Genomic DNA, 25,088 nt, shown 5'->3' with positions numbered 1-25,088 from the left:
CTGATATAATGAAATTTACTGCACGTAAAATAGAATTGTTTTACACAATAATCAATTTAGCATTTAAAAAAGACACTAATCGTTATATTATTTCCAGTACATGCGCTATATTTTAAAATATCTGTATCCTGTTAGTTTTTTGTTACTTTTTATTTCCTGCTCAAAAAAATTAGAGGAGCAAAGAGACAACCTTGTGTTTCGCTATAACGAAAACGCAGCTGTAAACTCCCTCGACCCTGCATTTGCTAAAATTCGCCCATCAATATGGGTTGCCAACCAACTTTTTAACGGACTTGTGCAACTTGACGACAGCCTGCATATTAAACCGGATATTGCCAAATCGTGGACCATATCTCCCGATGGCAAAACCTATACTTTTATTTTGCGCAACGATGTGTATTTTCATAAAAGCAGCCTTTTTGGGAAAGACAGTACACGAACTGTTGTCGCATCTGACTTTACCTATAGCCTGAACCGTTTGCTCGACGAAAAGATTGCAGCTCCCGGACGCTGGATATTGCAAAGCGTAGAGAAGTTTGAAGCGGTAAACGATTCGGTTTTCGAGATCAGGCTGAATAAAACCTTCCCTGCCTTTTTAGGATTGCTAACCATGAAGTATGCATCGGTTGTACCACACGAAGCTTTTGAAAAATCAGGATATGATTTCAGGTCGAACCCTATTGGTACAGGGCCTTTCCGGTTTAAAATCTGGGAAGAGAATGTAAAACTTGTACTTCGTAAAAATCCTTTATATTTTGAGAAAGATGAACAAGGTGTACAACTCCCATATCTTGAAGCGGTTGCCATTACATTTTTACCCGATAAGCAAAGTGGTTTCCTGCAGTTCGTTCAGGGTAAGCTCGATTTTGTTTCGGGCTTGGACCCGTCTTATAAAGATGAGATACTTACTCCTAAAGGTGAGCTGGCTTCTATATATAAAAAGGATGTAAAAATGATTACCGGCCCATACCTTAATACCGAATATCTTGGTTTCAGGCTCGATGGTGGTGATAAAGCCGTGAAAGATAAACGCATTCGCCAGGCATTGAATTATGGTTTTGACAGGGCGAAGATGATTTTATTCCTGCGTAACGGTATGGGTACAGCTGCCACAAACGGGATGATACCAAGTGGCTTGCCGGGTTTTGGTGCCAAAGGTTATGATTATAACCCTGCTAAAGCCCGTGAACTGATTGCCGATTATAAAAAGCAAACGGGCGACAACAACCCTACCGTGCAAATGAGCACCAGTGCCTCCTACCTTGATATTGCTGAATATTTACAGCGTGAATGGCAAAAGGTGGGACTTAATGTTACTGTAGATGTCAACCCACCGAGCACGCTAACACAATCGGTATCTAACGGAAAAGTGGGATTTTTTAAAGCCAGCTGGATTGCCGATTACCCCGATGCAGAGAATTACCTGTCGCTTTTTTACAGCAAAAATTTCTCGCCGGGCGGCCCTAATTACACGCATTTTAAAAATACCGAATTTGATAAACTATATGATGCCGCCTTTTTAGAAACCGATGATGCCAAACGCATTGAGTTATATAAAAAGATGGATGAATTAGTTATGCAGGAAGCTCCGGTTGTACCCCTGTTTTATGATAAGGCATCGCGTTTTACCCGCAGCAATGTAACTGGATTAGGGATTAACCCTTTGAATTTATTGGTATTAAAACGGGTAAGAAAAAAATAATTTTTTACACAAATTTCACAAATTCACACGAATTATTTTGGAGACAGAATTAGTGTAAATTTGTGAAATTCGTGTCTGAAAAATACCCATTCCTAATTCTTTCCAAAATCCAATCGTTCCTTGCTGCGTTAATTGGTATATTTGATATACGTAAAACCACACGGGAACATGAAAATCCTTATTGTAGAAGACGAACAGGGACTTAGGGAAGTAATTCGGGAATCGCTTGAAAAAGAAAAATACCTTGTAGAAACCGCTCATGATTATATATCGGGTATTGATAAAATAGGTTCGTATGATTATGATTGCGTACTCATAGATATTATGCTTCCTAATGGCAGTGGACTCGATTTGGTTCGCGAACTTAAAAACCTTAATAAAAAAGAGGCCGTAATTATAATTTCTGCCAAAGACAGTGTTGATGATAAAGTAACCGGGCTCGACCTTGGTGCCGATGATTACCTTGCCAAACCTTTTCATTTAGCCGAGCTGCATGCCCGTATAAAATCGGCTATACGCAGAAAAAGCCACGATGGTGACAGCTTTATAACGTTAGGAAACATTAAATTATCGCCCGAATTGCGTACTGTAACCGTTGATAATAACTATCTGACGCTAAACCGCAAGGAATTTGACCTCTTATATTATTTTATGATTAACCCCAACAGGCTGGTTAACAAAACTGCATTAGCAGAATCGGTTTGGGGCGATTACATAGACCAGGCCGATAATCTCGACTTTGTATATTCTCAAATAAAAAACCTCCGCAAGAAACTTAAAGATGCCGCCGCCGAAGCTGACATACAGGCCGTGTATGGTATGGGTTATAAAATTACCGCCCCCTAACCCCCGGAGGGAACATTTTTTACTCTAACGAAGATTATGAATACAACAAATACATCATCAAATAAAAAAAGTAGTTCGCTGCAAAATTACACTTTGCGCTACCTGATTGTAGCACTACTTGTGGTAGTTGCCGTATGGGCAGGGCTGTTTTATGCTGTGATTTTAGATGAAGTATATGACAATATAGACGACGGGCTTAAAAATTCTAAAATACTGATCGAGCGTGAAGCGTATGCTAATCCGGATGTTCTGAACACGCCCGAATTTGGAATTAACCAGTTTAAAATTACACCGCTCCCTAAAGGCAGTTACGACTTTTCTAATAAATTAATAAGCACATTCGAGTTTTCTGAATATGATGATGAAGACCAGCCCATTCGTATTTTAGAAACGGTATTTAATGATGCCAAAGGCAATCCGTACAAACTTACCATTCGTGCCAGCATGGTTGAGGAGGACGAACTATTGGAAGACCTGCTTACCGCGCTGGTTTCCCTTTATGTTATGCTGGTTGTAAGTATTGCTTTGCTTAACCGCTTTATACTTCGCAAAGTCTGGAAATCATTTTATCAACTACTGGATAAACTTAAAAATTATAAACTGGGCACCGGTAAAGCGTTTACCGCACCGGAATCGCACGTGTCTGAATTTGAGGTTTTAGGCCATGAACTCGAAGACCTTTTGCACCGTAGTGAGGCTATCTACTCAAGCCAGAAACAGTTTATAGAAAATGCATCGCACGAGCTGCAAACTCCATTAGCTATAAGCCTTAATAAACTGGAGTTGTTTGCCGAGAACAGTAACCTGCCTAATGAGCAAATGATGGAGATAGGCAAAATAAGCGATACCCTTAACCGTTTGGTCCGGCTTAATAAATCGCTGTTGCTGCTTTCTAAAATTGAAAACCGGCAATATGCCGATGAAGAGCCCGTAAACTTTAATGAACTCATTACCCAGCTTACTGATGATTTTTCCGACCTCGCAGAATTCAGGGAAATAAAAATAGACGTTGTGCAACAGGGCAAGTTAAGCTTCCCTATGAATAAGGGGCTGGCACTAACACTTGTTACCAACCTTTTAAAAAATGCACTGGTACACAACCATGCCGGCGGAATGGTTACCATTACTATAATCCACAACAGCCTTTCGGTACAAAATACGGGCAGCAATAAGCCGCTGGATGACGAGCAGGTATTCGACCGTTTTTACCGAAGCTCTAACAATGAGCAGTCTACCGGCTTAGGGCTTTCTATAGTATGGTCTATTGCCAACAGCTATAAACTGGCTGTAAAATATAGCTATACCGGCATTCATACATTTACCATCCAATTTCCTGATAAGCGATAAATTACTCCTAATTTTAACCACGAATTTCACTAATTAACACCAATTTGATTTTTGGTAATTTGTGCAATTCGTGGTTTTTTTATTATTCCCATTTGTTTCCAGATTCAGGTTATAATCTTGTACTATAATTTAAAAACAAGATATCATGAAAACTTCAATGGGATACACAAAGACATTTATTTTAGCGGTTACATCATTAGCCTGTTTTGCCTGCAATGCCCAAAAGCGCAAAATTACAATTGCTGAATTACCAGCAACGGCACAAACTTTTATTAAAACCAATTTCCCAAACCAGGCTACAAGCTATATTATAGAGGATAAGGAAATTACCAAAACAGAATATAAAGTTCAGTTTACAGGCGGCACCGAAATTGAATTTGACGGAAAAGGCAACTGGGAAGAACTTGATGCCAACAGGGGTACTCTACCAGCATCGGTTTTACCAAAAGCCATAGCTGCCTATGTAGCTCAAAACTACAAAGGTTTATCTGTAGAAAAATTAGACAGAGAGCGTTATGGCTATAAATTGGAATTCACCAATGACCTGGAGTTAGAATTTGATGCTAACGGTAAATTTTTAAGAATAGACGATTAATTAAGTTTTCAGTGGCAGTCGCAGTTTTCAGTTTTAAACTCTGCCTTATCTATCTTCAAAAAATCACCACATAGTAGCATAGAACTCCTGCTTTGCATAAACATAGGTTTTACGCCTTTGGCATTTAGTACACATAGCATCTGAAAACTGTGACTGCGACTGTAAACTATCTTGCGCTTCGCTTTTCACGACGCCAGTCCCACGGCGGTGTAGGGTCGGTATCAGCCCAAAGGCCAAGGTGTTTTTTACGGGCGGTAGCCTCGTAACCGGTTAACTCGTCCTTATCAGAATATTGCAGATAATGCCACGCGAAGCCCTGTTTTACAAGGGCTTCGTTTACGTTTACACCATCAGCGGTTACAACAGTACCTATAAGGCGGCCGTAGCGGTCGCGTTTAGCATTGCAGGTTACGGTAACTGTTTTATTAAAACACAAGTCAGACGAGAACTGCTTGGCGTTGTTGCCAAAAGGCTGCGATTTTTCAGGACAGTCAATATCGGCAAGGCGTACACGTTCGGGTTGCCCGTCGTATAACACTTCAAACGTATCGCCATCTTTTATACCAATAACCCTGCCTGTAAAAACCGTAAGGTTCCGCAGGTCTTCGGTACGTTTTGGCTTTTTGGCTTTGCGTACTTTTTTGGCGGGCGCTTCGGTAGGGTGTTTATCAACCGGTGACTTGGTGTCTTTTACATTATAATTGTAAAAAACAGCAAGCAACAGTAATATAATAAGAGTAGCAATACTATACTTTGGCTTAGACCTTCTTCTTTGTCCTGCCATTAGCTATTCGTCCTTAACTTTTCGGTTTGCTGGTATACTTCAGCCAGTATAGCTTCATCTTCAGGCGTAAATTCTATATCGCGGCGCGACATTACTACACGGGCAGTTTCAAAAGCTTTTTTAACATCATACGTTACCATACCCGCTGCACCGCCCCACGAAAAGCTTGGTACAAAATTGCGCGGAAAGCCACTGCCAAAAATATTGGCACAAACCCCCACTACGGTACCGGTATTAAACATGGTATTGATACCACTTTTACTATGGTCACCCATCATGAGGCCGCAAAACTGAAGTCCGGTTTTTACAAAACTACCTTTATCATAGTTCCATAATTTAACCTCTTCATAGTTGTTTTTAAGGTTAGAGTTATTAGTATCGGCACCCAGGTTACACCATTCGCCCAATACCGAGTTTCCTAAAAACCCATCATGGCCTTTATTAGAATAGCCAAACAGTACCGAGTTGCTTACCTCGCCCCCTATTCTGCATTCCGGCCCTACTGTAGTGGCACCATACACTTTAGCACCCAGTTTTACAACGGCACCTTCGCACAAAGCAAATGGCCCGCGTATAATAGAGCCTTCCATAATTTCGGAATTTTTACCTATGTATATTGGCCCGGTAGAAGCATTTAGGGTAACAAATTCGAGTTTAGCACCTTCTTCAATAAAAATATTTTCGGGTGATATAGTATTTACGCTGGCAGGTATGCGCTGCGATATGCGGTCTTCGGTAAGTAATTCAAAATCTTCACGAAGGGCAGCGTCATTCTTTTTAAAGATATCCCAAACGTGCTCTATCTTAAGCCCTTCTTCGCTATATTCTATAATATCATATTCATCAAAATCTACTTCGTCCTGAGTATCTGTAGTATAAAAGGCAATAACCTCATCACCGCTAAAAATAGCCTGGTTCTCTTCGAGTGCCATAACCATTTCAGCCAAAACCTCATTAGGCAGGTAGGCCGCATTAATCATTACATTCTTCTCCATCTCCACCATCGGGAATTTATCTGCGAGATATTCCTCAGTTATAGTAGTTGTGGTATAGCCAAGGTATTTTTCCCATTTTTCGCGAATGGTAAGTATGCCTATGCGGATATCTGCCACGGGGCGGGTAAAGGTAAACGGCAGCAGGGTATTGCGTACCGGGCCGTCAAAAAGAATGTAGTTCATTTTTTACAGGGTTACAAAGTTGTTTCAAAGTTACAAAAAAAGTAAGGCACTTAGTTTCTGAGAAACTTAGTTTCTTAGGTTTTTATAAGAGTTTAGGCTCTAAGGAACTTAGGTTCTTAGAGCCTAAGAGTTTTTATCCAGGTCCTCTCACTCAACCCCTCTCCAAAGTGTATAATGTAGACATATTTTCTGTCCTCTCCCCAGCCCTCTCCGAAGGATAGGGTGCAGCTACACTCAAATGTTTAAGTTATAAATTAGCCTTGATTTTACTTTTATACTTGTAGAACTAAAAAAGGAACTTAGGTACTAAGAGCCTTAGTAGCTAAGTATCTTCTTGAAAAGTCCTCTCCCCTAACCCTTCTCCGAAAGTATCGCATGGACACAGCTAATTATTCTTTATTCTCTTCTTTTGTCTTGAAACAAAAGAAGCAATCCCGATAGCTATCGGGACAAGGCTCTAACTTCTTATGCTACAAAATACAAGCTTCGGCTAAATCATTTGAACCTGCCTATGCCGGCAGGCAAGCTCGCTACGCTCAAACAGCAAATGATTCTTAACACCTCAACTTATATTTTGCTTAACGCAACGAAGTTTAAGGCCTTAGCTTCACTCATATATGCTCACTCTTAAGTACTTTCAAATCGTTAAAAAGATGTGTCCATACTATAGCTCCAAAGGAGAGAGATGAATATGGTACAGTTTAAATTATAGGCGCGTAAGTTCTAAGTATCTAAGCCACTAAGACCCTTAGCGCATAAGCATAAAAAAAGCCCTCCGTTTCCGGAAGGCTTCTTATATGGTATACAAAGATAAAGATTACTCTTCAGTAGTTTCTTTAGTCTCTTTGCTAAATTTAGCATATTTAGTTTTAAACTTGTCAATACGTCCTGCAGTATCAATAAGTTTAGATTTACCAGTGTAGAAAGGGTGAGAAGTTCTTGAGATCTCCATTTTCACTACCGGATATTCAACTCCTTCGTGTGTAATTGTTTCTTTAGTGTCAGCAGTAGATTTAGTAATAAAAACTTCGTCGTTAGACATGTCTTTAAATGCAACTAATCTGTAATTTTCCGGGTGAATACCTTGTTTCATTTTGATAAATTTTTATTGTTTGGCTGTAATCCGTTTTGAAGCTTCCGGTAAAGAAAGGTGTAAACGCCTTAAAGCTTTTTGTTTGTAAACTTTTAATTCAGGGTGCAAAATTACACTTATTTTCCATATATCAAACAAACTACTGCATTTTTTTACACACAACCATAACACTTTTTTAGCAACACATAATGGCAATATTAGTATATTTGTAGATTAAAATAAATGCCTTAATGAAAGAAAGTGTTTCTCCTGCAAAAACAGCCTTATTATACGGTGGTATTTTTGGTGCAATAATGATTTTACAACTTGTAATATTATACTCCTTACAATTAGATCCTATACAATATGGCTGGGTAGGGCTTATTATAAATTTTTGCAATTTTATAGTTTTCCCATTTACACTTCTTATCCTTGGCTGCATAGCATTTAGAAAACGAAACGGCGGCTACCTCTCTGTATCGCAATGCTTAAAAAACGGGCTTATAATAACTCTTACAGGAGCAATACTATACTGCTTATTTTATGCTGTTTTTGTAAATGCCGTACCGGGATATATAGAAAGCTCTATAGAACAAACCCGAATAGTAAAATTACACAACGAGCCTAAAATAGCCCCGGCAGAATTGACCAAATTTCTTGATGATTCCCGCAAGGGCATGCAGCCCGGTATTACAATACCTATGGTAATGATAGTATATACATTTATAGGTATGATAGGCTCTTTTATAGTAGGATCATTTTTAAGAAGAGAAAAACCAGCTACTGTATAATGAACCTATCTATAGTTATCCCCCTGCTTAACGAAGAAGAATCGCTAAACGAACTGCACAGCTGGATCGTTAAGGTAATGGCACAAAATAATTTTAGCTACGAGGTTATTTTTATTGATGATGGCAGTACCGATACTTCATGGCAGGTAATTGAAGGCCTTGCCGCACAAAACACCAATGTAAAAGGCATACGCTTTTTGCGCAACTATGGCAAATCTCAGGCATTGCATGCCGGTTTTGCCAAAGCTCAGGGCGATGTTATTATAACCATGGATGCCGACCTGCAGGACAGCCCCGAAGAAATACCCGACCTTTACAGCATGGTTACCGCCGGCGGTTATGATATGGTATCGGGTTGGAAAAAGAAACGCTATGACTCTGTAGTCTTTAAAAACATGCCGTCTAAACTGTTTAACTGGGCAGCCAGAAAAACATCGGGCGTATACCTGCACGATTTTAACTGCGGCCTTAAGTCGTATAAAAATGCCGTGGTTAAGAATGTAGAGGTATCCGGCGAAATGCACCGTTATATACCTGTACTTGCCAAGAATGCGGGTTTTGCAAAAATTGGCGAAAAAGTGGTACAGCACCAGGCACGCAAGTATGGCACAACAAAATTTGGCATAGAACGCTTTATCAATGGCTTTCTGGACCTTATAACTATATGGTTCCTTTCGCGTTTTGGTAAAAGGCCCATGCACCTTTTTGGGGCACTCGGGGTAATAATGTTCATGATAGGCCTTTTTTCGGCAGGCTATATTGGCATTAATAAACTGTACAAGCTTGCCGTGCATGAAAGGGCAATACTGGTAACAGACAATCCGTGGTTTTATATTGCCCTAACCACAATGATACTGGGCACACAGCTATTTTTAGCAGGCTTTCTTGGCGAAATAATTCTTCGCACAAAAAACAACGAAGAACGTTATAAAATCAGCGAAACTTTATAATTTTAAACCGATCAAACACTTATACACCTCATAACATGGAAATCGAAAAATCTATCCTGGATAAAGTAAACGTATGGCTTACCCCAACGTTTGACACAGACACGCAAACTGCCATTAAAGAAATGATGACATCATCACCTAAAGAGCTGGAAGACAGTTTTTACCGTAACCTTGAGTTTGGTACAGGTGGTATGAGGGGTGTTATGGGCCCGGGCACAAACCGCATTAATAAATATACGCTGGGCAAGGCTACACAAGGCCTTTCTGATTATTTAAAAACACAGTTCCCCGGCGAAGATATTAGCGTAGCCATAGCTTACGATTGCCGTAATAACAGTGATACCCTTGCAAAAGTGGTGGCAGATGTGTTTTCGGCCAATGGTATCAAAGTATACCTTTTCTCAGAATTACGCCCTACGCCGGAACTTTCTTTTGCAGTAAAATATTACAAATGCCAGGCAGGTATCGTACTTACCGCATCGCACAACCCGCCGGAATATAACGGTTATAAAGTATACTGGCAGGATGGTGGCCAGCTTGTACCGCCACACGATAAAGAAGTAATTAATGTTATTGAGGCTTTAGAGTACAGCGCAATTAAGTTTGACGCTAACGAAAGCCTTATACAAATTATAGATGAAGAAGTAGATGCTGCTTTTATAAAGTCGTCTTTAGTAAATGCATCGTTTAATACGCCTGCCGAAGCTAAGCAGGCACTTAAAATAGTGTACACGCCTCTTCACGGTACATCGGTTAAGTTAATTCCGGACCTTTTAGAAGATGCCGGTTACAGCAATGTACACATTGTACCGGAGCAGGCAGTGCCAAACGGTAACTTCCCTACGGTAAAATCGCCAAACCCTGAAGAGCCCGAAGCACTTTCTATGGCGGTAGCCCTTGCAGACCAGATTGATGCTGACATTGTTGTGGGTACAGATCCTGATGCCGACAGGCTGGGTGTTGCCGTGCGAAATGGCAATGGCATTATGACGTTGCTTAACGGTAACCAGACTATGATTATCATGACCAACTTTCTTTTAGAGGAGTGGAAAAAACAAGGCAAGCTTAACGGCAAGCAGTTTATAGGCTCTACCATAGTGTCTACACCTATGATGCAGGAACTTGCATCGGCTTACGGTATAGAGTGCAAAGTAGGTTTAACAGGCTTTAAGTGGATCGCTAAAATGATCGTTGATTTCCCTGAGCAGGAATTCATTGGCGGTGGCGAAGAAAGCTTTGGCTACATGGTGGGCGATGCCGTGCGCGATAAAGATGCGGTTACCTCTACCCTGTTGCTTAGCGAAATTGCTGCACAGGCTAAGGCTAAGGCCAGCTCGCTTTACCAGGAGCTTTTAAAACTATACGTTAAATATGGTTTCTATAAAGAATACCTTATCTCTATAACTAAAAAAGGCCAGGAAGGTGCTGCCGAAATTAAGCAAATGATGGTAGGCCTGCGCGACAACCCGCTTAAAGAAATTAACGGTCAGCGTGTGGTTATGGTAGAAGATTACCAGTCTTCTATTGCTAAAAACCTGCTTACTAACGAGGAAGAGGTACTGGATATGCCAAAAAGTGATGTACTTATCTACTATCTTGAAGACGGTACTAAAATATGTGCACGCCCAAGCGGTACAGAGCCTAAAATTAAGTTTTACTTTAGCGTAAACGACACGCTGGATGATGTAGCGAACTTTAAAGAAGTGGAAGCTGCTTTAGACCAGAAAATTAAGAATATTATCGCCGAAATGGCACTTAACTAATGGATGAGAATTTAAAAAAATTAATTCCATATACAAAAAAGTACAAAACCAATATCATTTGGAATGTAACGTTTAACGTATTATATGCGTTATTCGGAACGTTGGGAATGGTATTGGTTTTCCCTGTTTTGAATGTACTTTTTAGTGATGGAGAGAAAGTAACATCATTACCTAAGTTTGATGGTATAATGGAAATTGGTAATTATGCAAAACAAACCCTGTTTTACTATATTACCAAACTTAATCAAACTAAAGGGTTAAACTACTCGCTGTTACTAACAATATCATTACTTATAACCACTTTTTTGTTTAAAAACCTGTTTAACTTTTTAGGCTTACAGCACCTTATGAAGTTAAAATCGGGGGTGTTGCGCGATCTGCGCAATAAAATGTACCACAAAATAGTAGAGTTGCCGGTTTCATATTATTCTGAAAAAAGGAAAGGCGACGTTATGGCGCGTATGCTGGGAGATGTTAATGAGGTACAGAACTCCTTTTTTGCCGTATTGGAACTCATTGTTAAAGAACCGCTTACAATAATTTTCTCGCTGATAGCCATGTTTAATATCAGTTGGAAATTAACCTTATTTGTTTTTATATTTATACCTGTATCAGGCCTTTTAATATCTAAAATAGGTAAATCATTAAAGGGGCAATCCATTCGTGCACAGCGGGAAAACGGTTTCATGATATCTATTGTTGAAGAAACACTCAGTGGCCTTAAGGTAATTAAAGCCTTTAACTCTGAATCTTTTTTCAGTACTATTTTCACAGGTTCTACCGAAAGACTGTATGTGCTTACCAACAAAATTGGAAAAAAGAATAACCTTGCTTCCCCTCTTTCAGAATTTTTAGGAATTGTAGTTATTGCCGTTTTATTGTTTTACGGGGGAAACCTCGTTTTAGTGGACGGATCTTTAACCGGGTCGCTCTTTTTGGCATATATAGGTTTGGCTTACAATATCCTTACACCTGCTAAAGCTATATCTAAAGCAGTTTACCAGGTTAAAAATGGTGTTGCAGCCGCCGAGCGTGTTTTTGAAATACTTGATACACCAAACGTAATCATGGATTCGCCTGCATCTAAAGATATCAGCGGTTTTGAAAACGCTATTTCTATAAAGAATGTAACTTTTGCTTATGAAGAGCAAAAGGTACTAAAGGATTTTTCTTTAGAGATACCCAAAGGTAAGACTATAGCGCTCGTAGGGCAGTCCGGCTCGGGTAAAAGCACTATAGCTAACTTACTACTCCGTTTTTATGATATTTCTGCCGGTAGTATTGCTGTAGACGGTGTAGAGCTCAAAGACATCAAATTACACCCAATGCGTGAATTGTTTGGCCTGGTAACACAGGACAGTATTATGTTTAATGGTACTATAGCCGACAATATTCGTATTGGTAAAGAAAATGCTACCAATGAAGAAATATACAATGCTCTAAAGATAGCTAATGCACTCGAATTTGTAGAGCATTTGCCACTGGGTATTGACACCAATATAGGCGATAGCGGAAGCAAACTTTCGGGTGGGCAAAGACAACGCCTTAGCATTGCACGTGCGGTACTAAAAAACCCGCCTATTATGATACTGGACGAGGCTACATCTGCCCTTGATACCGAAAGTGAAAGACTGGTACAGCAGGCATTGGAAAACATGATGCAAAACCGTACATCGGTAGTTATTGCGCACAGGCTGTCTACCATTCAAAAAGCCGACCTTATTGTGGTTATGCAAAAAGGCCGCATTGTAGAGCAGGGAACGCACGACGAGCTTATTGCACTTGGCGGCACCTACCACAAACTGGTTATGATGCAGTCTTTTGAATAGATTTTTAAATATAATTTTTGTCGATTCGGCGATTTGTTGATTTGACAAACTACAACAATAATATTTAGTTAAGGATAGCTGCATTTTTTGCAGCTATTTTTTTATGGTGTACCTTTAACTTTTAAATCCCCTATGTACATGCCTATTAAAGCTATTATTTACGACCTTGATAATACCATATTTCCTGTAAGCGCCATTGGCGAAAAATTGTTTGGCCCGGTGTTTAACCTTATTGCCGAAAGCGGCCTGCATAACGAACAGATGGACGCTATTAAGTATGCCACCATGCGCACCCCTTTCAGGATCGTGGCGCAGCGTCATAACCTTAGCCCGGAACTTACCAATAAAGCTATAGAACTACAGGAAACGCTTACTTATAATGAGCCTATAGATACTTTTGAAGACTACCCTGAAATTAAAAACATTACCGCCGACCGTTTTCTTGTTACCACCGGTTTTAAGAACATGCAAATGAGCAAGATTAAACAACTGGGCATTGAAAATGACTTTAATGAGGTGCATATTGTAAACCCTGTTATAAGCAGCAAAAAAGAGGTTTTTGCTGATATATTAATCCGCTACGACTATGCCCCGCATGAAGTGTTGGTTATAGGCGATGATCCCGAAAGCGAAATTAAAGCTGCTAAAGAATTGGGCATCCCTACCGTTTTGTATGATAAAGATAGTATTACTGATGCTGTAGAAGCCGATTATAAAATTGCCCACTTTAAAGAACTCATAACTATTATAGATACCTTTAGCACCTAAACACCACAAAACATGTACGTACATACTGATGACATTACCATTCCGGATCCTGACACCATTGTATGGAAATACCTGGACCTGTCTAAATTTTTAGATATGCTGCTGTGCAGGCAAATGTTTATGTCGCGGTCGGATAAGTTTGAAGACCAGTATGAAGGCACATTCAGCGAGCCTACATTCGAAGAGATAAGGCGCATTGCACAAAGCAACCCGGAGTTTGTAGATAATTATAAGTCGCACCGCGAAAATGTGGTTATAAGCAGCTGGCACATTAATGAGTACGAATCGTATGCCATGTGGCAGATATTTACCAAGAATAACGAAGGCCTTGCCATACAAAGTACCGTGCAGCGGATGAAAGATGCCATGGCGCCCGAAAACCGTTATGAGCAGCACATTGGCGAGGTAAAATACATAGATTATAAAAAGGAGTACATACCGTTTGATAATAACTTTTTCCCCTTTCTTTTTAAGCGAAAAAGCTTTCAGTATGAGCGGGAGGTTCGTGTAATATCCGACCTTACCAAGCACAACTTACACATTAATGAGGGTGCTAAGGTAAACGTAGATATTAACCAGCTAATAGAGAAAATTTATATTCACCCCAAGTCAGAGAACTGGTACAAAAATCTTGTTATACAGTTAATGCAACAGCTTGGTTTTGATTTTAAGATAGAAAAATCAGATCTTGAGAGTGATATACTTATTTAGTTTCCAGTCGCAGTCTCAGTTTTCAGCAACTTCACTCCTGCCTACCAACCTGAATTGAAATCATAATTATAGAGAAAAATTCAGTCATAAGTAACCATAGTTTTTATTCGGTATGCATGACCTGCAAACTGAGACTGAATACTGTTAACTTACTCGACAGGTTCATAAGCCGTTACAACCCATTCCGGAGAAAGAAGGTCAACGTACTGGTAATGCATTTTGTCATTTTTATCAAAAGCACCGTTCTTGTTTATATCCTCTATAGTGCGAAAATAAATACGGTTTTGCGCCTCTATAAGGTTCCAGTCTACAAGCTCCTGCACATTACCCGATAGTTTTTTAAATCCTTTCCCACTAATATCGCTAATGTAAAGCGACTTAATATCGCTGCTATTAAGTTTGCCGTCAAGGTTAGTGTCTGCGTCTGCCAGGGTGTAAACTAATACTTGCTTTTTTATTTTATCGGCAATTGTACTTAAGTACGTAGCAGTTTGTATCTGTACCTTTAAATCGGTTAAGGAATGCAGCGCAGTAGAATCAACATGCTGAAATTTAAGGTTCTCAAAGTAACCTGTAATCTCAAAACGATTGTAGTTAGATATTGCATAACTAACAGGGTTGTTAGTCCGGCTGCTATCGTAACTGCTGTTATTACCGGTATCTTCATAAACCCTAATGCCGCCCACAGGATGTATAAGATATTTAGTACCCTCCATGTGCACAGGCAAATCGGCCACAATAATCGCTGAAGAGTCTACTTTTTTAGGCTGGGCTTTTGCCTCACTGTTATTTTTATAAATTACTTTAGGCGTTGGCTTCTCCTCTTTGCAGCTTGCAAAAATGGTTGCTGTAAGGGCTAAGGCTATAATCGCGGCTTTTTTCATTGTATTACAAGGTATCTACCAAAAATAAGCAAAATGTTTTAATAATTATATCCTTGCCAATAGCTTAAGGCTAAAAACACGGCTTGTAAGGTAGTTAGGCACCCCATACTGGCTTTTGGTATACACATCGCGCACCCATGTATTAGTTATAGAGTTTTGGTTATCAAACATATTAAAGATCTCTAAGCCCAGGCTAAGCTCTTTAAAGGGTTTAAGCCACGACGCTTTAGGGGGTGTGATTTTTTTATCGCCTACGTTTACAAACACATAAGAGAAACCGGCATCTACACGGCGGTAATCTTTAAGGCGCGACTGATAGTCGTAAGGGTCTGCGTATGATGGCGAACCTCCCGGCAAGCCTGTATTATACGTAAGGTTAAGGTACGCTTTTAGGTTGGGGATATTAGGAACATAATCCTGGAACAATATTGCAACTTTAAGCCTTTGGTCTGTAGGGCGGGCAATGTAGCCACGGTTGTTAAGGTTCTCTTCGGTTTTCATGTACCCTAAACTCACCCAAGATTCTGTACCCAATACAAACTCACCATTCATACGTACATCTACACCATAAGCATAAGCCGTAGCAGCATTATCAGCACGGTAGCGTATACGTACATTCTCTAAAGTATAGGTATTTACATCATCAAGTTTTTTATAATACGCTTCAGATACCAGTTTAAAAGGGCGATCCCAAAGCTTAAAGCTATACTCGTTGGCCGCAACTATATGTATCGACTTTTGTGCCTTAACATTAGGCCTTACCGTACCGGTAGAATCTCTTAACTCCCTGTAAAACGGCGGCTGCTGGTACACCCCACCGGAGAGACGAAAAAGCATATCCATTTCCCAGTTAGGCTTAATGGCAAACTGCGCCCGCGGGCTAACCACTATCTGGCTTTTGCCGCTGCCATCTGGCACATCTACCTGCCACTGGTGCACCCTTGCACCTGCATTTAAAAACACTTCGCTGTCGCCCCAGTTAGTTTTGTGGCTCCACTGCGCATAACCCGAAACCCTGTTAATAGTGACAAAGTTGGTTGAACGAATGTTGTTGTAAGGAACAAGATCGCCGGTAAAAGGATTGTAAGGCTGGTCATTACGGATATCTACCACCGGCGGGCGGATAGAAAAGCCTGCAGAATCTATTACTTCCCATTCTACAAGGCGGTCACGAATGTCTTCGCGGGTATATTTTGCGCCCCACTCTATCTGGCTTTTGCCTAAAGTGTGGTAACCTTTCACCTCGGCATTGGCAATAAGGGCATCAAGGTCGTTACGGGCATGGGTAAGCTGCGAGCCTACCGCACGGGCAAACTGGATATCTCCAAAGGTATCCGACCCTATATTTGTATCTACATCGCCCAATGCATACTGCGCCAGTATATCATAATGTTCCTGTTCCTGTGTATGGTACACAGACCCTATGAGCTTAAGGCTGAAAGTATCTGAAATTTTATGTTTGGCTGTAAAAGCTCCAAAATAGGTTTGGTATTCGTCTTTTTCCTGTCCGTCATATAGTATTTGCAGCGCAATAGGATCGTCTATAGTACCAAAGTTGGTTTGCCTTGAGAGCGGTTGGTACTGGTATTTGTTTTGAGATATATTACCTAAAAAGCTTAGTTCCCATTTTTCATTTGGGTTAAAAGTAACCAACGATTGTATATCGGTAAACGTAGGCCTAAAGTTAGACTCTGTTTCCTGGCTGTTTACTAAAAGGCTGTTATCGCGGTAACGGGCACCTACAATAGCGCCCCACTTTTTATTTTTAGAGACACCTTCAACGGTAAGGCTTCCGCCAAGAAAACTCGCTTCGAGCGCAGCCCCAAAACGCTCCGGGGTACGGTAGGTAATATCTAAAACCGACGATAGCTTATCGCCATATTTTGACTGGAAACCACCAGCAGAAAAATCAACATTTTTTACCATTGCGGTATTGGTAAAACTTAAACCTTCCTGCTGCCCTGAACGTACAAGGAACGGACGGTAAATTTCTATATCATTAACATACACAAGGTTTTCATCAAAATTACCACCGCGCACGTTATAGCCCGTACTTAACTCATTATTAGAATTTCCGCCTAATAGCTTCACAATATTTTCAACGCCTGCATTGGCACCTGGTATATTTTTTATTAGATCTGGTGATATTGTAGTAATCCCTTCTAACTGTTTTCTTCCGGTTTCTTTGTCGATAACCAATATAGGCATTACTTGAGTGTCCGGCTTGAATGTAAAATTAAACTCAAAACTTTCACCAGGACTAAGGTTAGCGATCTCTGCATATAAACCCTTAAAACTAAGGTGAGAGAACCAAACCGTTACCTTTTCTATAACAGGTATATCAAGCTTATAAACTCCGTTGCGGTTAGTAGTAGTTTCCACACGGCCTTTACTGGTGTCGTAATATGCATATACACCTTCAATAGGCTGGCCGCTTTCGTCGAGCACTATACCATAAATAAAAGGTTTAGATTGCGCAAAGGCTGTGGTGCTTATAAATAATATCAGTAGGGCTATAAGCTTATTTATCGTTTTCAACAGGGGTGGTGTTTTGTGTTCTGAAAAAATGTGTTTCAAAGGTAGTAGAATTTCCAACATTATCGGTAACCGTAACTTTTAAATCGTTGCGGCCCTCGGCTACTACTCCATCGCTAAAATTATGGTATATAACGCGGGTTTTGTAATCGTAGTGCATCAATATCCATTTTCCGTTAAGCCATGCATCATACGTTGCAATGCCCGATAGGTCATCACTCATTTTAAGGCTAAATGTTTTATTGGCCGTGAGCCACTTTCCTTCGGTAAAACTTGGGCTAAATATTTTGGGCGGTGTTACATCCTGGGCCAGCTTAAAATTACCAAGCTGCTTTACCTTGGCAGTAAGCCTGCCATCTTCCATATAGCTGTCGTTATAGCTTATGCGCTTATCGCTAAAGCCGGCAATAAACGTTTTTTGCAACTGCTCTTTAGAAAGGTGCGACACATCAAACGATACGGTTACAAAAGTGTGCACCGGCACAGTGGCGTTATGTAAATGCAGTATAGAATCTTTCACGTCAAAATCCATGTAAAAATCTTCATAAAAAGCATTGGCAGGAATAAATACCGATACATTGTTCTTGCTGTAATTATTATCGTTAGCAGCCTTTACAAAATAAGGGGTAATATGTTTGGGTACTGTAACGGTAGCCGGCACATCGGCATATTGTATGCTGCCGTTTACCATTGCCTTGTTGCCATGAAAATCGTACACCTCTATGCGGTAGTTTTGCGTTGTTGTGTCTTTAACTATATCAAACTGGCCATTACGGCTGTTGTGCTTAAGCAACGATAGCGAGTAAGGCGTTTTTACGAATAGCTTTTGGTAACGCTGCCCCGTACTGTAAAAGCGCGGATAGTCTATAAAATTATTTACAAAGCGCGACTCATTAAACGCAAAAGTGCTAAACATATAGCTAAAATGAGGGCTGCCGTTAAAGTAAGTTTCTACCCTGTAAATGCCATTGTTACCCATGCTCCCGGTAGACTTATCTGTAGTGCTTATAGAAAAACCTATCTTACCTTTTGCGAGTATCTTGTCGGCTATATAGGTACCGTCAGGCTGTAGTTTCAGGTTGATGATAAGGGGCTTTTTAGACTCGTTTACCACGGCATCATCACTTAGCGGATATACTACTATGCCGGTAATGCCCGGTTTTTTATCGTCCTTCATTTTTTTATCAAGCCCAAAAAGCAGTGGGTTGATGATCATCTCTGTCTTGGTATCGCGGTATTCAAAATGAAGGTGCGGCCCGCCGGAGCCACCTGTATTGCCGGAGTATGCCACAAGCTCGCCCTGGGTAACAGGGAGTTCTCCCGGTTTGGGGAACAATTCTATCTCGAACGATTTTTTTTCGTACTGCTTTGCGCGAACGTAAGCCTCTATTTTAGGCCCGTATGACGATAAATGTCCGTAAAGGGTGGTATAGCCGTTAGGGTGGTCTATATATAAGGCGGTACCATAACCATAGCTGGATACTTTAATGCGTGATACATAACCGGCAGCAGCAGCAAAAACCGGCAGGCCTTCTTTTTGATTGGTACGAAAATCGAGCCCGGCGTGAAAGTGGTTACCACGAAGTTCGCCAAAGGTTCCTGAGGGGTGAATGGGAATATCCATAGGAGAACGAAAATAATCCTGTGGGTAAGGGGTTTGTGCCCATAGCGTTAAGCCAAATAAAAGAAAAAAAATACAACATCTCATGGGGCTAAAATATAAAAAAGCGGCAAAAAAACAGTAGTGTTTAGCTTAAAGTTATAACTATTTACACAGTAAATTATTACGCTTTACCGAAAAAAGTTGAACATTTTTTAGTGTACCTATTGTTTCTAATTAAAGTAATCTTAACTTTGTGCAATGATGTAATGAAATTAGCTGTCATGGGCGGAATAACCGAAATAGTTGATTCTCTTGAAGGTAAGCTTATTAAGCTTGCGAACAAACTGGTAACCCTGCAAAGGGCTAACCAGAAGATGGAGGACGAAATAACACAATCGGCGTCGCTTATAGGCAGGCAGCAGGAAGAGATCGCTATGCTTAAACAGCAAAACGAGACTTTGAGGATGGCTAACTCATTACTGGGCAGTGACGACAACAAAAGAGAGACAAAACTCAGAATAAATTCATTGATCCGCGAAATTGATTATTGCATAGCACAACTTTCTGATTAGAAAGCAATGGACGATAAACTGAAGATAAAAATATCAATTGCAGACAGGGTATACCCGCTTACGGTAGACCCGTCGCAGGAAGAAGGGTTGCGCAGCGCTTCTAAAAAAATTGATGCCATGATAAAGCAGTTTGAAGAAAACTATGCCGTAAGGGATAAGCAGGATGTACTTGCTATGTGTGCACTACAGTTTGCAGCACAGGTAGAACAAAAACAGCTGGACAAATCGGCCGATATGGACGAGGCGCTTATAAGGCTGCAATTGATGGATGAAAAACTGGGAGACTTTCTCAAATAACGAATATAACGTTCTTTACATACGTCAATAATACTGCCTACATTAGTACTTTTTTGATAAACTCAACGCCAATTCTTTAAAATGGGTGAATCGTCGCTACTATAGCAAGCTGCCCTGAGCAGATCCTTGAACAGCGGGTTAGCCCAAAACTTGTCTTATCGAGTTTATACAATTACCACTGATGTAGGCTTTTTTTATTCTATATACACACAAACAAAAACTATGGACACAATCTTATTTATAATTATTGGTATAATTGCAGGAGCAGGTATTGGCTTTGGTATCGCTAAATTTCTTGAAAAGAAAAGTTCTGCCAGCCTTACCTACAATGCGAAAAAAGAGGCGGAATCTATTATAAAAAATGCTACTACAGAGGGTGAAAACCTTAAAAAAGATAAAGAGCTGCGTGCTAAAGAAAAATTTCTTGAGCTTAAGGCAGAGCACGAGCAGGTTATTTTAGGCAAAGACAAAAAAATAGCAGAAGCAGAAAAACGTACCCGTGATAAAGAATCTCAGGTATCGAGCGAGTTGGCTAAAGCCAAAAAAGCATCAGACGAGGCAGAAGCTAAAGTTACTGACTATACTACCCGTATAGAACACCTTGATAAAAAACAGGCCGAGATAGACAGGCTGCATAAAAGCCAGGTAGAGCAACTTGAGGTTATTGCAGGCCTATCTGCCGATGAGGCTAAGAACCAACTTGTAGACAGCCTTAAGGCCGAAGCTAAGAGCAGTGCCATGAGCCACATTCAGGACACTATAGAAGAGGCTAAGCTTACTGCACAGCAGGAGGCTAAAAAAATAATCATTAACACGATTCAGCGTGTGGGTACAGAGGAAGCGGTAGAAAACTGTGTATCTGTATTCAACATAGAGTCGGATGATGTTAAGGGCCGTATCATTGGCCGTGAAGGACGTAACATACGTGCGCTTGAAGCTGCTACAGGCGTAGAGATCATTGTAGATGACACCCCGGAAGCTATTATACTATCTTGTTTTGACCCTGTAAGGAGAGAAATTGCACGCCTTGCCCTGCACAAACTTGTTACAGATGGCAGGATTCACCCGGCACGTATTGAAGAGGTTGTGGGTAAAACAGCTAAACAAATTGAAGACGAAATTATAGAAGTAGGTAAACGTACCGTGATAGACCTTGGTATACACGGCCTGCACCCAGAACTTATAAAAATTGTGGGCAGGATGAAATACCGTTCTTCTTACGGGCAAAACCTATTGCAACACAGCCGCGAGGTATCTAAACTTTGTGGTATTATGGCAGCAGAACTTGGCCTTAACGTTAAACTTGCTAAAAGGGCGGGCTTACTACACGATATTGGTAAAGTGCCGGATGCTGAAAGCGATCTTCCTCACGCACTCCTTGGTATGCAGTGGGCAGAAAAATATGGCGAAAAAGAAGAGGTTTGCAACGCCATTGGTGCTCACCACGACGAGATAGAGATGAAATACATGTTATCGCCTATTATACAGGTTTGTGATGCCATATCTGGCGCAAGGCCGGGTGCAAGAAGACAGGTACTGGATTCTTACATACAACGCCTTAAAGACCTTGAAGATATTGCATACGGTTTTCAGGGTGTTAAAAGCGCATACGCCATACAGGCAGGCCGTGAGCTTCGTGTTATTGTAGAAAGTGAAAAAGTAAGCGACGATATGGCATCTACACTTTCTTTTGATATTTCTCATAAAATACAAACAGAAATGACCTACCCGGGCCAGGTAAAAATTACTGTGATCAGGGAAACAAGGGCTGTTAATATAGCTAAATAAGGTTCTTTGGTTCTTAGACACTTAGTTACTAAGAACCAAAGTTACTTTACTACTTTATACAAAATAAGAGAGCTGCCTAATGGCAGCTCTCTTATTTTGTATCTATTTATGATTAATTAGATGTAAATATCTTATCAAGATCTTCTTTGCATATTGGCTTAAGGAAATAATCTTTTACAATATCGCCATAGCTTTTCGCCTTATTAATATCTACTTCGTCGTTAGATGAACTTATCATGTAAACGGTAGATGTTTTAGTAAGGTTATCCTTAATTTTAGAATATTCTTCCAGAAACTGCCATCCATTCATGATAGGCATATTAACATCAAGCAAAATAAGGTCGGGCATTTCGGTCTCGCCGGTTTTAGTGAGTTTAATAGCCTCTATGGCCTCCTGGCCATTATTAAAAAAAGTAGCATTAATAGTAATCCCGTTTTGCTTAAACAGGTTTTTAAGCAAAAAGTGGTATATCCTGTCGTCATCAATAACATACATACTGTTAATATTCCTCATCAAAATAAATTTTAAAAGTTGTACCCTTGTTCACTTCACTAAAAACTTCAATCTTCCCGCCCATTGCCTCTACCTGGTTTTTAGTTATAAATAAACCTATACCTCTTGAGTTTTGATTTTTATGGAATGTTTTATACATCCCGAATAACGAGTTTTTATGTTTTTTTAAATCTATACCCAATCCATTATCTGATACAGAGAGTACCTTGAAACCATTTTCTATACCAAAGTCGTATGATATGATAGGTTTCTTGTCTATGCTGGAATACTTGATGGCATTTGTGGTAAAATTAAGCAATATACTTTCTAAATAAGCAGGATTATATTCTACCGTTACATCAAGCGGTATATTAATTTCTATGGTAACACTATGCTTTGTAATTTCGTTATGCAGTATAGATAATATGTTTTTAAGATAGTGTCTCAGGTTTAATGTTTCCTTTACATTTTTTATCTCTGTCTGTATTTCTACAAGTTCTTTTAAGTGGCTTATGGTTATACTAAGCCCATCTGATATACCTTCGAGGTGTTGCAGCATCTCGTCTCTTTCGTCGTTATCTGCATTTTTAAACAGGTCGAGCAGCATTTTTAAATTACTGGCGTGAGACCGAAGGTTGTGCGAAACTATGTGCGCAAAATTGCTTAGCCTGTTATTTTGGTCGCCTATTATATTAAGGGTATTGCCCAGCTGTATCTCTTTATCCTTTATCTGGGTAATGTCCCGCAAAGTACCTACAGCCCTTAAAGGTTTACCATCACTGTTATATTTTATAATTTTGCCCCTGCTCAATACCCAGCGGTATTTGCCCTGATCTGTTAAAACGCGGTAAACGCTCTCGTAATAAGGTGTTTTTTTTGTAAGGTGTTTTTGCCTTGTATTATTATAAAGCTGTATATCGTCGGGATGTATCCTCTCCGTCCAGAACGATGCCGGTACTACAAGTTCTTTCTCTTCCTTACCAATTATTTTCATTAACTGCCCGGAAAAGTAAACTTCCTCGTCTATAATATTCATATCCCAAATACCTTCAGATGAAGCTTTCATGGCAAATTCAAAACGCTCATCGGCGAGTTTCATTTTCTCTTCATGCTGCTTAAAATCAGTAATATCGCTTATGCGCGAGTAAAACATAACCGATTTATCGGCCATCTTTTCTGCCTTACCCGTTATGCGCATCCATCGCAAACCCTTATTGGGTAGCATTACCCTAAATTCGTGATTATATCTTTCCTGCTTTTTTTTAGAAACCTGCATCTTTTTTAAAAAAACCTGCTGGTCGTCGGGTATAATACGCTCATAAGTTAGCGTGTCCGGATTATCCATAAACATTTGAGGGGTAATTTCTAACAAATCAGTTATCGATTCGTTACAAAAAACCACCTTAAATGTACCATCGTTAAAAATGGCTTTAAATATGAGATCAGGAATCTCATCAATCAGTTTCTTATAAAAAGCGCTATCGCTTTCTGCATCATCTATTTGGGACATCGTGAATAAAGCCAATTTAGTTACAAAAATAAGCTTAGATACTTAAATAAAAATATTTTTTATCCATATATCTCAAAAAAAGTTAGTTTTTTCTTGGATGGTACTTATTTAACACAATATTAAGAAATTTTCGGTCAAGATGCACATAAATTTCAGTTGTTGTTATAGATTCGTGTCCCAGCATAAGCTGTATAGACCTAAGATCGGCACCGTTTTCGAGTAAATGTGTTGCAAATGAGTGCCTGAATGTGTGCGGGCTAATACTTTTTTGCAAATTTATTTTTACAGCTAACTGCTTTATAATTGTAAATACCATAGCTCTGGTTAGCCCTCTGCCCCACCTGTTTAAAAACAAAGTATCTTCATGCCCCTTATTAATATTTAAATGTGGGCGTATAGTTGTTGTATACAGATCGATATATTTTTGAGTAAAACTGCCTATAGGTACAAATCTTTGCTTGTTGCCCTTACCGGTAATTTTAATAAAACCTTCATCGAAAAAAAGATCTGACAACCTTAATGTAACCAGTTCTGATACCCTAAGCCCACAACTATATAAGGTTTCCAGTATGGCACGGTTGCGTTCGCCCTCGGCAGTACTAAGATTTATCGCTGCAATAAGGCTGTCTATTTCGGCTGTAGAAAGCGTATCGGGCAACTTCCTGCCTATTTTTGGCACTTCAATAAGCTCCATTGGCATGTCTTTTCGGTAGTCTTCGAACACTAAAAAGTTAAAAAAACTCTTAAGACCCGAAATTAACCGTGCCCTGGACCGCGCACTTAATCCCTGAGATGATACATCATAAATAAACTGTTGCAGGGTATCATCTGTAATATTTACAGGCGACACATTAATAGAGTTATCAGTCAGGTAATCAGTTAGCTTTTGCATATCAAACGCATAATTTGTAACCGAATTAACCGATAGCCCACGCTCTATTTTAAGGTAGGATTTGTAGTCGTTTATGTATTTAACCCAGCTTTTCATACGGTTAAAGTTATGTGAATTAAGAATTCCTTCGGAATTACAGCAATACTATTGATATAATTTTGAACTCACAAAACTAAAA

General features: G+C 39.9%; 22 protein-coding genes and 1 other RNA gene. 14 read left to right on the top strand and 9 right to left on the bottom strand.

Annotated features, from left to right (window positions below):
• Window positions 1–100 precede the first annotated feature (100 nt).
• From F565_RS0107700 to F565_RS0107685, 4 genes are all read left to right on the top strand, one after another.
• Window positions 101–1,702: an ABC transporter substrate-binding protein gene (locus F565_RS0107700; RefSeq protein ID WP_020212633.1), complete on the top strand. Its 1,602-nt coding sequence runs from the start codon at window positions 101–103 to the stop codon at window positions 1,700–1,702.
• A 168-nt stretch (window positions 1,703–1,870) separates the two neighbouring features.
• Window positions 1,871–2,548, top strand: coding sequence for a response regulator transcription factor (locus F565_RS0107695; RefSeq protein WP_020212632.1), 678 nt, complete (start codon window positions 1,871–1,873; stop codon window positions 2,546–2,548).
• Between the two features lie 36 nt (window positions 2,549–2,584).
• Complete coding sequence (locus F565_RS0107690; protein ID WP_020212631.1) at window positions 2,585–3,895, top strand: sensor histidine kinase; 1,311 nt, start codon at window positions 2,585–2,587, stop codon at window positions 3,893–3,895.
• Window positions 3,896–4,040: 145 nt separating this feature from the next.
• A complete protein-coding gene (locus F565_RS0107685) occupies window positions 4,041–4,490 on the top strand; it encodes a PepSY-like domain-containing protein (RefSeq protein WP_154652560.1) in 450 nt (149 codons plus the stop codon).
• A gap of 166 nt (window positions 4,491–4,656) precedes the next feature.
• Here F565_RS0107685 and F565_RS21320 read toward each other — a convergent pair whose 3' ends face one another.
• The 3 genes from F565_RS21320 to F565_RS0107670 form a co-directional block, all read right to left on the bottom strand.
• Window positions 4,657–5,274: a thermonuclease family protein gene (locus F565_RS21320; protein WP_020212628.1), complete on the bottom strand. Its 618-nt coding sequence runs from the start codon at window positions 5,272–5,274 to the stop codon at window positions 4,657–4,659.
• Window positions 5,274–6,452, bottom strand: a complete 1,179-nt coding sequence (locus F565_RS0107675) for a GlmU family protein (protein WP_020212627.1) — start codon at window positions 6,450–6,452, stop codon at window positions 5,274–5,276. Before F565_RS0107675 ends, F565_RS21320 begins: the two co-directional genes overlap by 1 nt.
• An 817-nt stretch (window positions 6,453–7,269) precedes the next feature.
• A complete protein-coding gene (locus tag F565_RS0107670; protein ID WP_020212626.1) occupies window positions 7,270–7,545 on the bottom strand; it encodes a type B 50S ribosomal protein L31 in 276 nt (91 codons plus the stop codon).
• Between the two features lie 230 nt (window positions 7,546–7,775).
• Between F565_RS0107670 and F565_RS0107665 the strand changes: the two genes are divergently transcribed.
• The 6 genes from F565_RS0107665 (at window position 7,776) to F565_RS0107640 (ending at window position 14,336) form a co-directional block, all read left to right on the top strand.
• Window positions 7,776–8,315: a DUF4199 domain-containing protein gene (locus F565_RS0107665; RefSeq protein WP_020212625.1), complete on the top strand. Its 540-nt coding sequence runs from the start codon at window positions 7,776–7,778 to the stop codon at window positions 8,313–8,315.
• Entirely contained in the window at window positions 8,315–9,265 is a 951-nt protein-coding gene (locus tag F565_RS0107660; RefSeq protein WP_020212624.1) for a glycosyltransferase family 2 protein, read from the top strand. Before F565_RS0107665 ends, F565_RS0107660 begins: the two co-directional genes overlap by 1 nt.
• Window positions 9,266–9,300: 35 nt before the next feature.
• On the top strand, window positions 9,301–11,028 hold the full coding sequence (locus tag F565_RS0107655; protein ID WP_020212623.1) for a phospho-sugar mutase: 1,728 nt from the start codon (window positions 9,301–9,303) through the stop codon (window positions 11,026–11,028).
• Complete coding sequence (locus tag F565_RS0107650; protein WP_020212622.1) at window positions 11,028–12,857, top strand: ABC transporter ATP-binding protein; 1,830 nt, start codon at window positions 11,028–11,030, stop codon at window positions 12,855–12,857. Before F565_RS0107655 ends, F565_RS0107650 begins: the two co-directional genes overlap by 1 nt.
• Window positions 12,858–12,995: 138 nt before the next feature.
• Entirely contained in the window at window positions 12,996–13,625 is a 630-nt protein-coding gene (locus tag F565_RS0107645) for an HAD family hydrolase (RefSeq protein WP_169336018.1), read from the top strand.
• A gap of 12 nt (window positions 13,626–13,637) precedes the next feature.
• The gene (locus tag F565_RS0107640; RefSeq protein ID WP_020212620.1) at window positions 13,638–14,336 is read left to right on the top strand and encodes a hypothetical protein; all 699 of its coding nucleotides are present in this window, start codon (window positions 13,638–13,640) and stop codon (window positions 14,334–14,336) included.
• 149 nt (window positions 14,337–14,485) lie between these two features.
• Here F565_RS0107640 and F565_RS0107635 read toward each other — a convergent pair whose 3' ends face one another.
• From F565_RS0107635 to F565_RS0107625, 3 genes are read right to left on the bottom strand one after another with little or no spacing between them, the layout of a single operon-like run.
• Entirely contained in the window at window positions 14,486–15,220 is a 735-nt protein-coding gene (locus F565_RS0107635; RefSeq protein ID WP_020212619.1) for a hypothetical protein, read from the bottom strand.
• A gap of 45 nt (window positions 15,221–15,265) precedes the next feature.
• A complete protein-coding gene (locus F565_RS0107630) occupies window positions 15,266–17,758 on the bottom strand; it encodes a TonB-dependent receptor (RefSeq protein WP_020212618.1) in 2,493 nt (830 codons plus the stop codon).
• On the bottom strand, window positions 17,742–19,463 hold the full coding sequence (locus F565_RS0107625) for a M23 family metallopeptidase (protein WP_020212617.1): 1,722 nt from the start codon (window positions 19,461–19,463) through the stop codon (window positions 17,742–17,744). Before F565_RS0107625 ends, F565_RS0107630 begins: the two co-directional genes overlap by 17 nt.
• 176 nt (window positions 19,464–19,639) lie before the next feature.
• Here F565_RS0107625 and F565_RS0107620 point away from each other — a divergent pair, with 176 nt between their 5' ends.
• From F565_RS0107620 to rny, 4 genes are all read left to right on the top strand, one after another.
• Complete coding sequence (locus F565_RS0107620) at window positions 19,640–19,930, top strand: hypothetical protein (protein ID WP_020212616.1); 291 nt, start codon at window positions 19,640–19,642, stop codon at window positions 19,928–19,930.
• A gap of 6 nt (window positions 19,931–19,936) precedes the next feature.
• Entirely contained in the window at window positions 19,937–20,227 is a 291-nt protein-coding gene (locus F565_RS0107615) for a cell division protein ZapA (RefSeq protein ID WP_020212615.1), read from the top strand.
• A gap of 60 nt (window positions 20,228–20,287) precedes the next feature.
• A non-coding RNA gene (gene ssrS / locus F565_RS22645) (6S RNA) lies at window positions 20,288–20,393 on the top strand.
• A gap of 56 nt (window positions 20,394–20,449) precedes the next feature.
• Window positions 20,450–22,015, top strand: a complete 1,566-nt coding sequence (gene rny / locus F565_RS0107610; protein WP_020212614.1) for a ribonuclease Y — start codon at window positions 20,450–20,452, stop codon at window positions 22,013–22,015.
• A gap of 112 nt (window positions 22,016–22,127) precedes the next feature.
• Here the strand turns inward: rny and F565_RS0107605 are convergent, their stop codons facing one another.
• The 3 genes from F565_RS0107605 to xerD form a co-directional block, all read right to left on the bottom strand.
• Window positions 22,128–22,529: a response regulator gene (locus F565_RS0107605; RefSeq protein ID WP_020212613.1), complete on the bottom strand. Its 402-nt coding sequence runs from the start codon at window positions 22,527–22,529 to the stop codon at window positions 22,128–22,130.
• Window positions 22,516–24,018 (bottom strand): PAS domain-containing sensor histidine kinase, encoded by a 1,503-nt coding sequence (locus tag F565_RS0107600; protein ID WP_020212612.1) that lies wholly within the window; start codon window positions 24,016–24,018, stop codon window positions 22,516–22,518. The genes F565_RS0107605 and F565_RS0107600 overlap by 14 nt, the downstream gene beginning before the upstream one ends.
• An 82-nt stretch (window positions 24,019–24,100) precedes the next feature.
• Window positions 24,101–25,006 carry a site-specific tyrosine recombinase XerD gene (xerD, locus tag F565_RS0107595; RefSeq protein WP_020212611.1) on the bottom strand — a complete coding sequence of 302 codons (906 nt, stop codon included), beginning with the start codon at window positions 25,004–25,006 and terminating at the stop codon, window positions 24,101–24,103.
• Window positions 25,007–25,088 lie beyond the last annotated feature (82 nt).

This window comes from Flavobacterium rivuli WB 3.3-2 = DSM 21788, from assembly GCF_000378485.1.
Lineage (GTDB): Bacteria > Bacteroidota > Bacteroidia > Flavobacteriales > Flavobacteriaceae > Flavobacterium > Flavobacterium rivuli.
Note: the sequence above shows the minus strand (reverse complement) of the source record. Positions and strands in the feature narration are given on the sequence as shown.

What these genes read in the sequence shown, in the direction of transcription:
- F565_RS0107665 (WP_020212625.1), top strand. Translation starts at nt 7,776, where the DNA reads ATGAAAGAAAGTGTTTCTCCTGCAAAAACAGCCTTATTATACGGTGGT.
- rny (WP_020212614.1), top strand. Translation starts at nt 20,450, where the DNA reads ATGGACACAATCTTATTTATAATTATTGGTATAATTGCAGGAGCAGGT.
- F565_RS0107620 (WP_020212616.1), top strand. Translation starts at nt 19,640, where the DNA reads ATGGGCGGAATAACCGAAATAGTTGATTCTCTTGAAGGTAAGCTTATT.
- F565_RS21320 (WP_020212628.1), bottom strand. Translation starts at nt 5,274, where the DNA reads ATGGCAGGACAAAGAAGAAGGTCTAAGCCAAAGTATAGTATTGCTACT.
- F565_RS0107695 (WP_020212632.1), top strand. Translation starts at nt 1,871, where the DNA reads ATGAAAATCCTTATTGTAGAAGACGAACAGGGACTTAGGGAAGTAATT.
- F565_RS0107675 (WP_020212627.1), bottom strand. Translation starts at nt 6,452, where the DNA reads ATGAACTACATTCTTTTTGACGGCCCGGTACGCAATACCCTGCTGCCG.
- F565_RS0107700 (WP_020212633.1), top strand. Translation starts at nt 101, where the DNA reads ATGCGCTATATTTTAAAATATCTGTATCCTGTTAGTTTTTTGTTACTT.
- F565_RS0107605 (WP_020212613.1), bottom strand. Translation starts at nt 22,529, where the DNA reads ATGAGGAATATTAACAGTATGTATGTTATTGATGACGACAGGATATAC.
- F565_RS0107645 (WP_169336018.1), top strand. Translation starts at nt 12,996, where the DNA reads ATGCCTATTAAAGCTATTATTTACGACCTTGATAATACCATATTTCCT.
- F565_RS0107625 (WP_020212617.1), bottom strand. Translation starts at nt 19,463, where the DNA reads ATGAGATGTTGTATTTTTTTTCTTTTATTTGGCTTAACGCTATGGGCA.
- F565_RS0107640 (WP_020212620.1), top strand. Translation starts at nt 13,638, where the DNA reads ATGTACGTACATACTGATGACATTACCATTCCGGATCCTGACACCATT.
- F565_RS0107660 (WP_020212624.1), top strand. Translation starts at nt 8,315, where the DNA reads ATGAACCTATCTATAGTTATCCCCCTGCTTAACGAAGAAGAATCGCTA.
- xerD (WP_020212611.1), bottom strand. Translation starts at nt 25,006, where the DNA reads ATGAAAAGCTGGGTTAAATACATAAACGACTACAAATCCTACCTTAAA.
- F565_RS0107685 (WP_154652560.1), top strand. Translation starts at nt 4,041, where the DNA reads ATGAAAACTTCAATGGGATACACAAAGACATTTATTTTAGCGGTTACA.
- F565_RS0107615 (WP_020212615.1), top strand. Translation starts at nt 19,937, where the DNA reads ATGGACGATAAACTGAAGATAAAAATATCAATTGCAGACAGGGTATAC.
- F565_RS0107635 (WP_020212619.1), bottom strand. Translation starts at nt 15,220, where the DNA reads ATGAAAAAAGCCGCGATTATAGCCTTAGCCCTTACAGCAACCATTTTT.
- F565_RS0107690 (WP_020212631.1), top strand. Translation starts at nt 2,585, where the DNA reads ATGAATACAACAAATACATCATCAAATAAAAAAAGTAGTTCGCTGCAA.
- F565_RS0107650 (WP_020212622.1), top strand. Translation starts at nt 11,028, where the DNA reads ATGGATGAGAATTTAAAAAAATTAATTCCATATACAAAAAAGTACAAA.
- F565_RS0107600 (WP_020212612.1), bottom strand. Translation starts at nt 24,018, where the DNA reads ATGTCCCAAATAGATGATGCAGAAAGCGATAGCGCTTTTTATAAGAAA.
- F565_RS0107655 (WP_020212623.1), top strand. Translation starts at nt 9,301, where the DNA reads ATGGAAATCGAAAAATCTATCCTGGATAAAGTAAACGTATGGCTTACC.
- F565_RS0107670 (WP_020212626.1), bottom strand. Translation starts at nt 7,545, where the DNA reads ATGAAACAAGGTATTCACCCGGAAAATTACAGATTAGTTGCATTTAAA.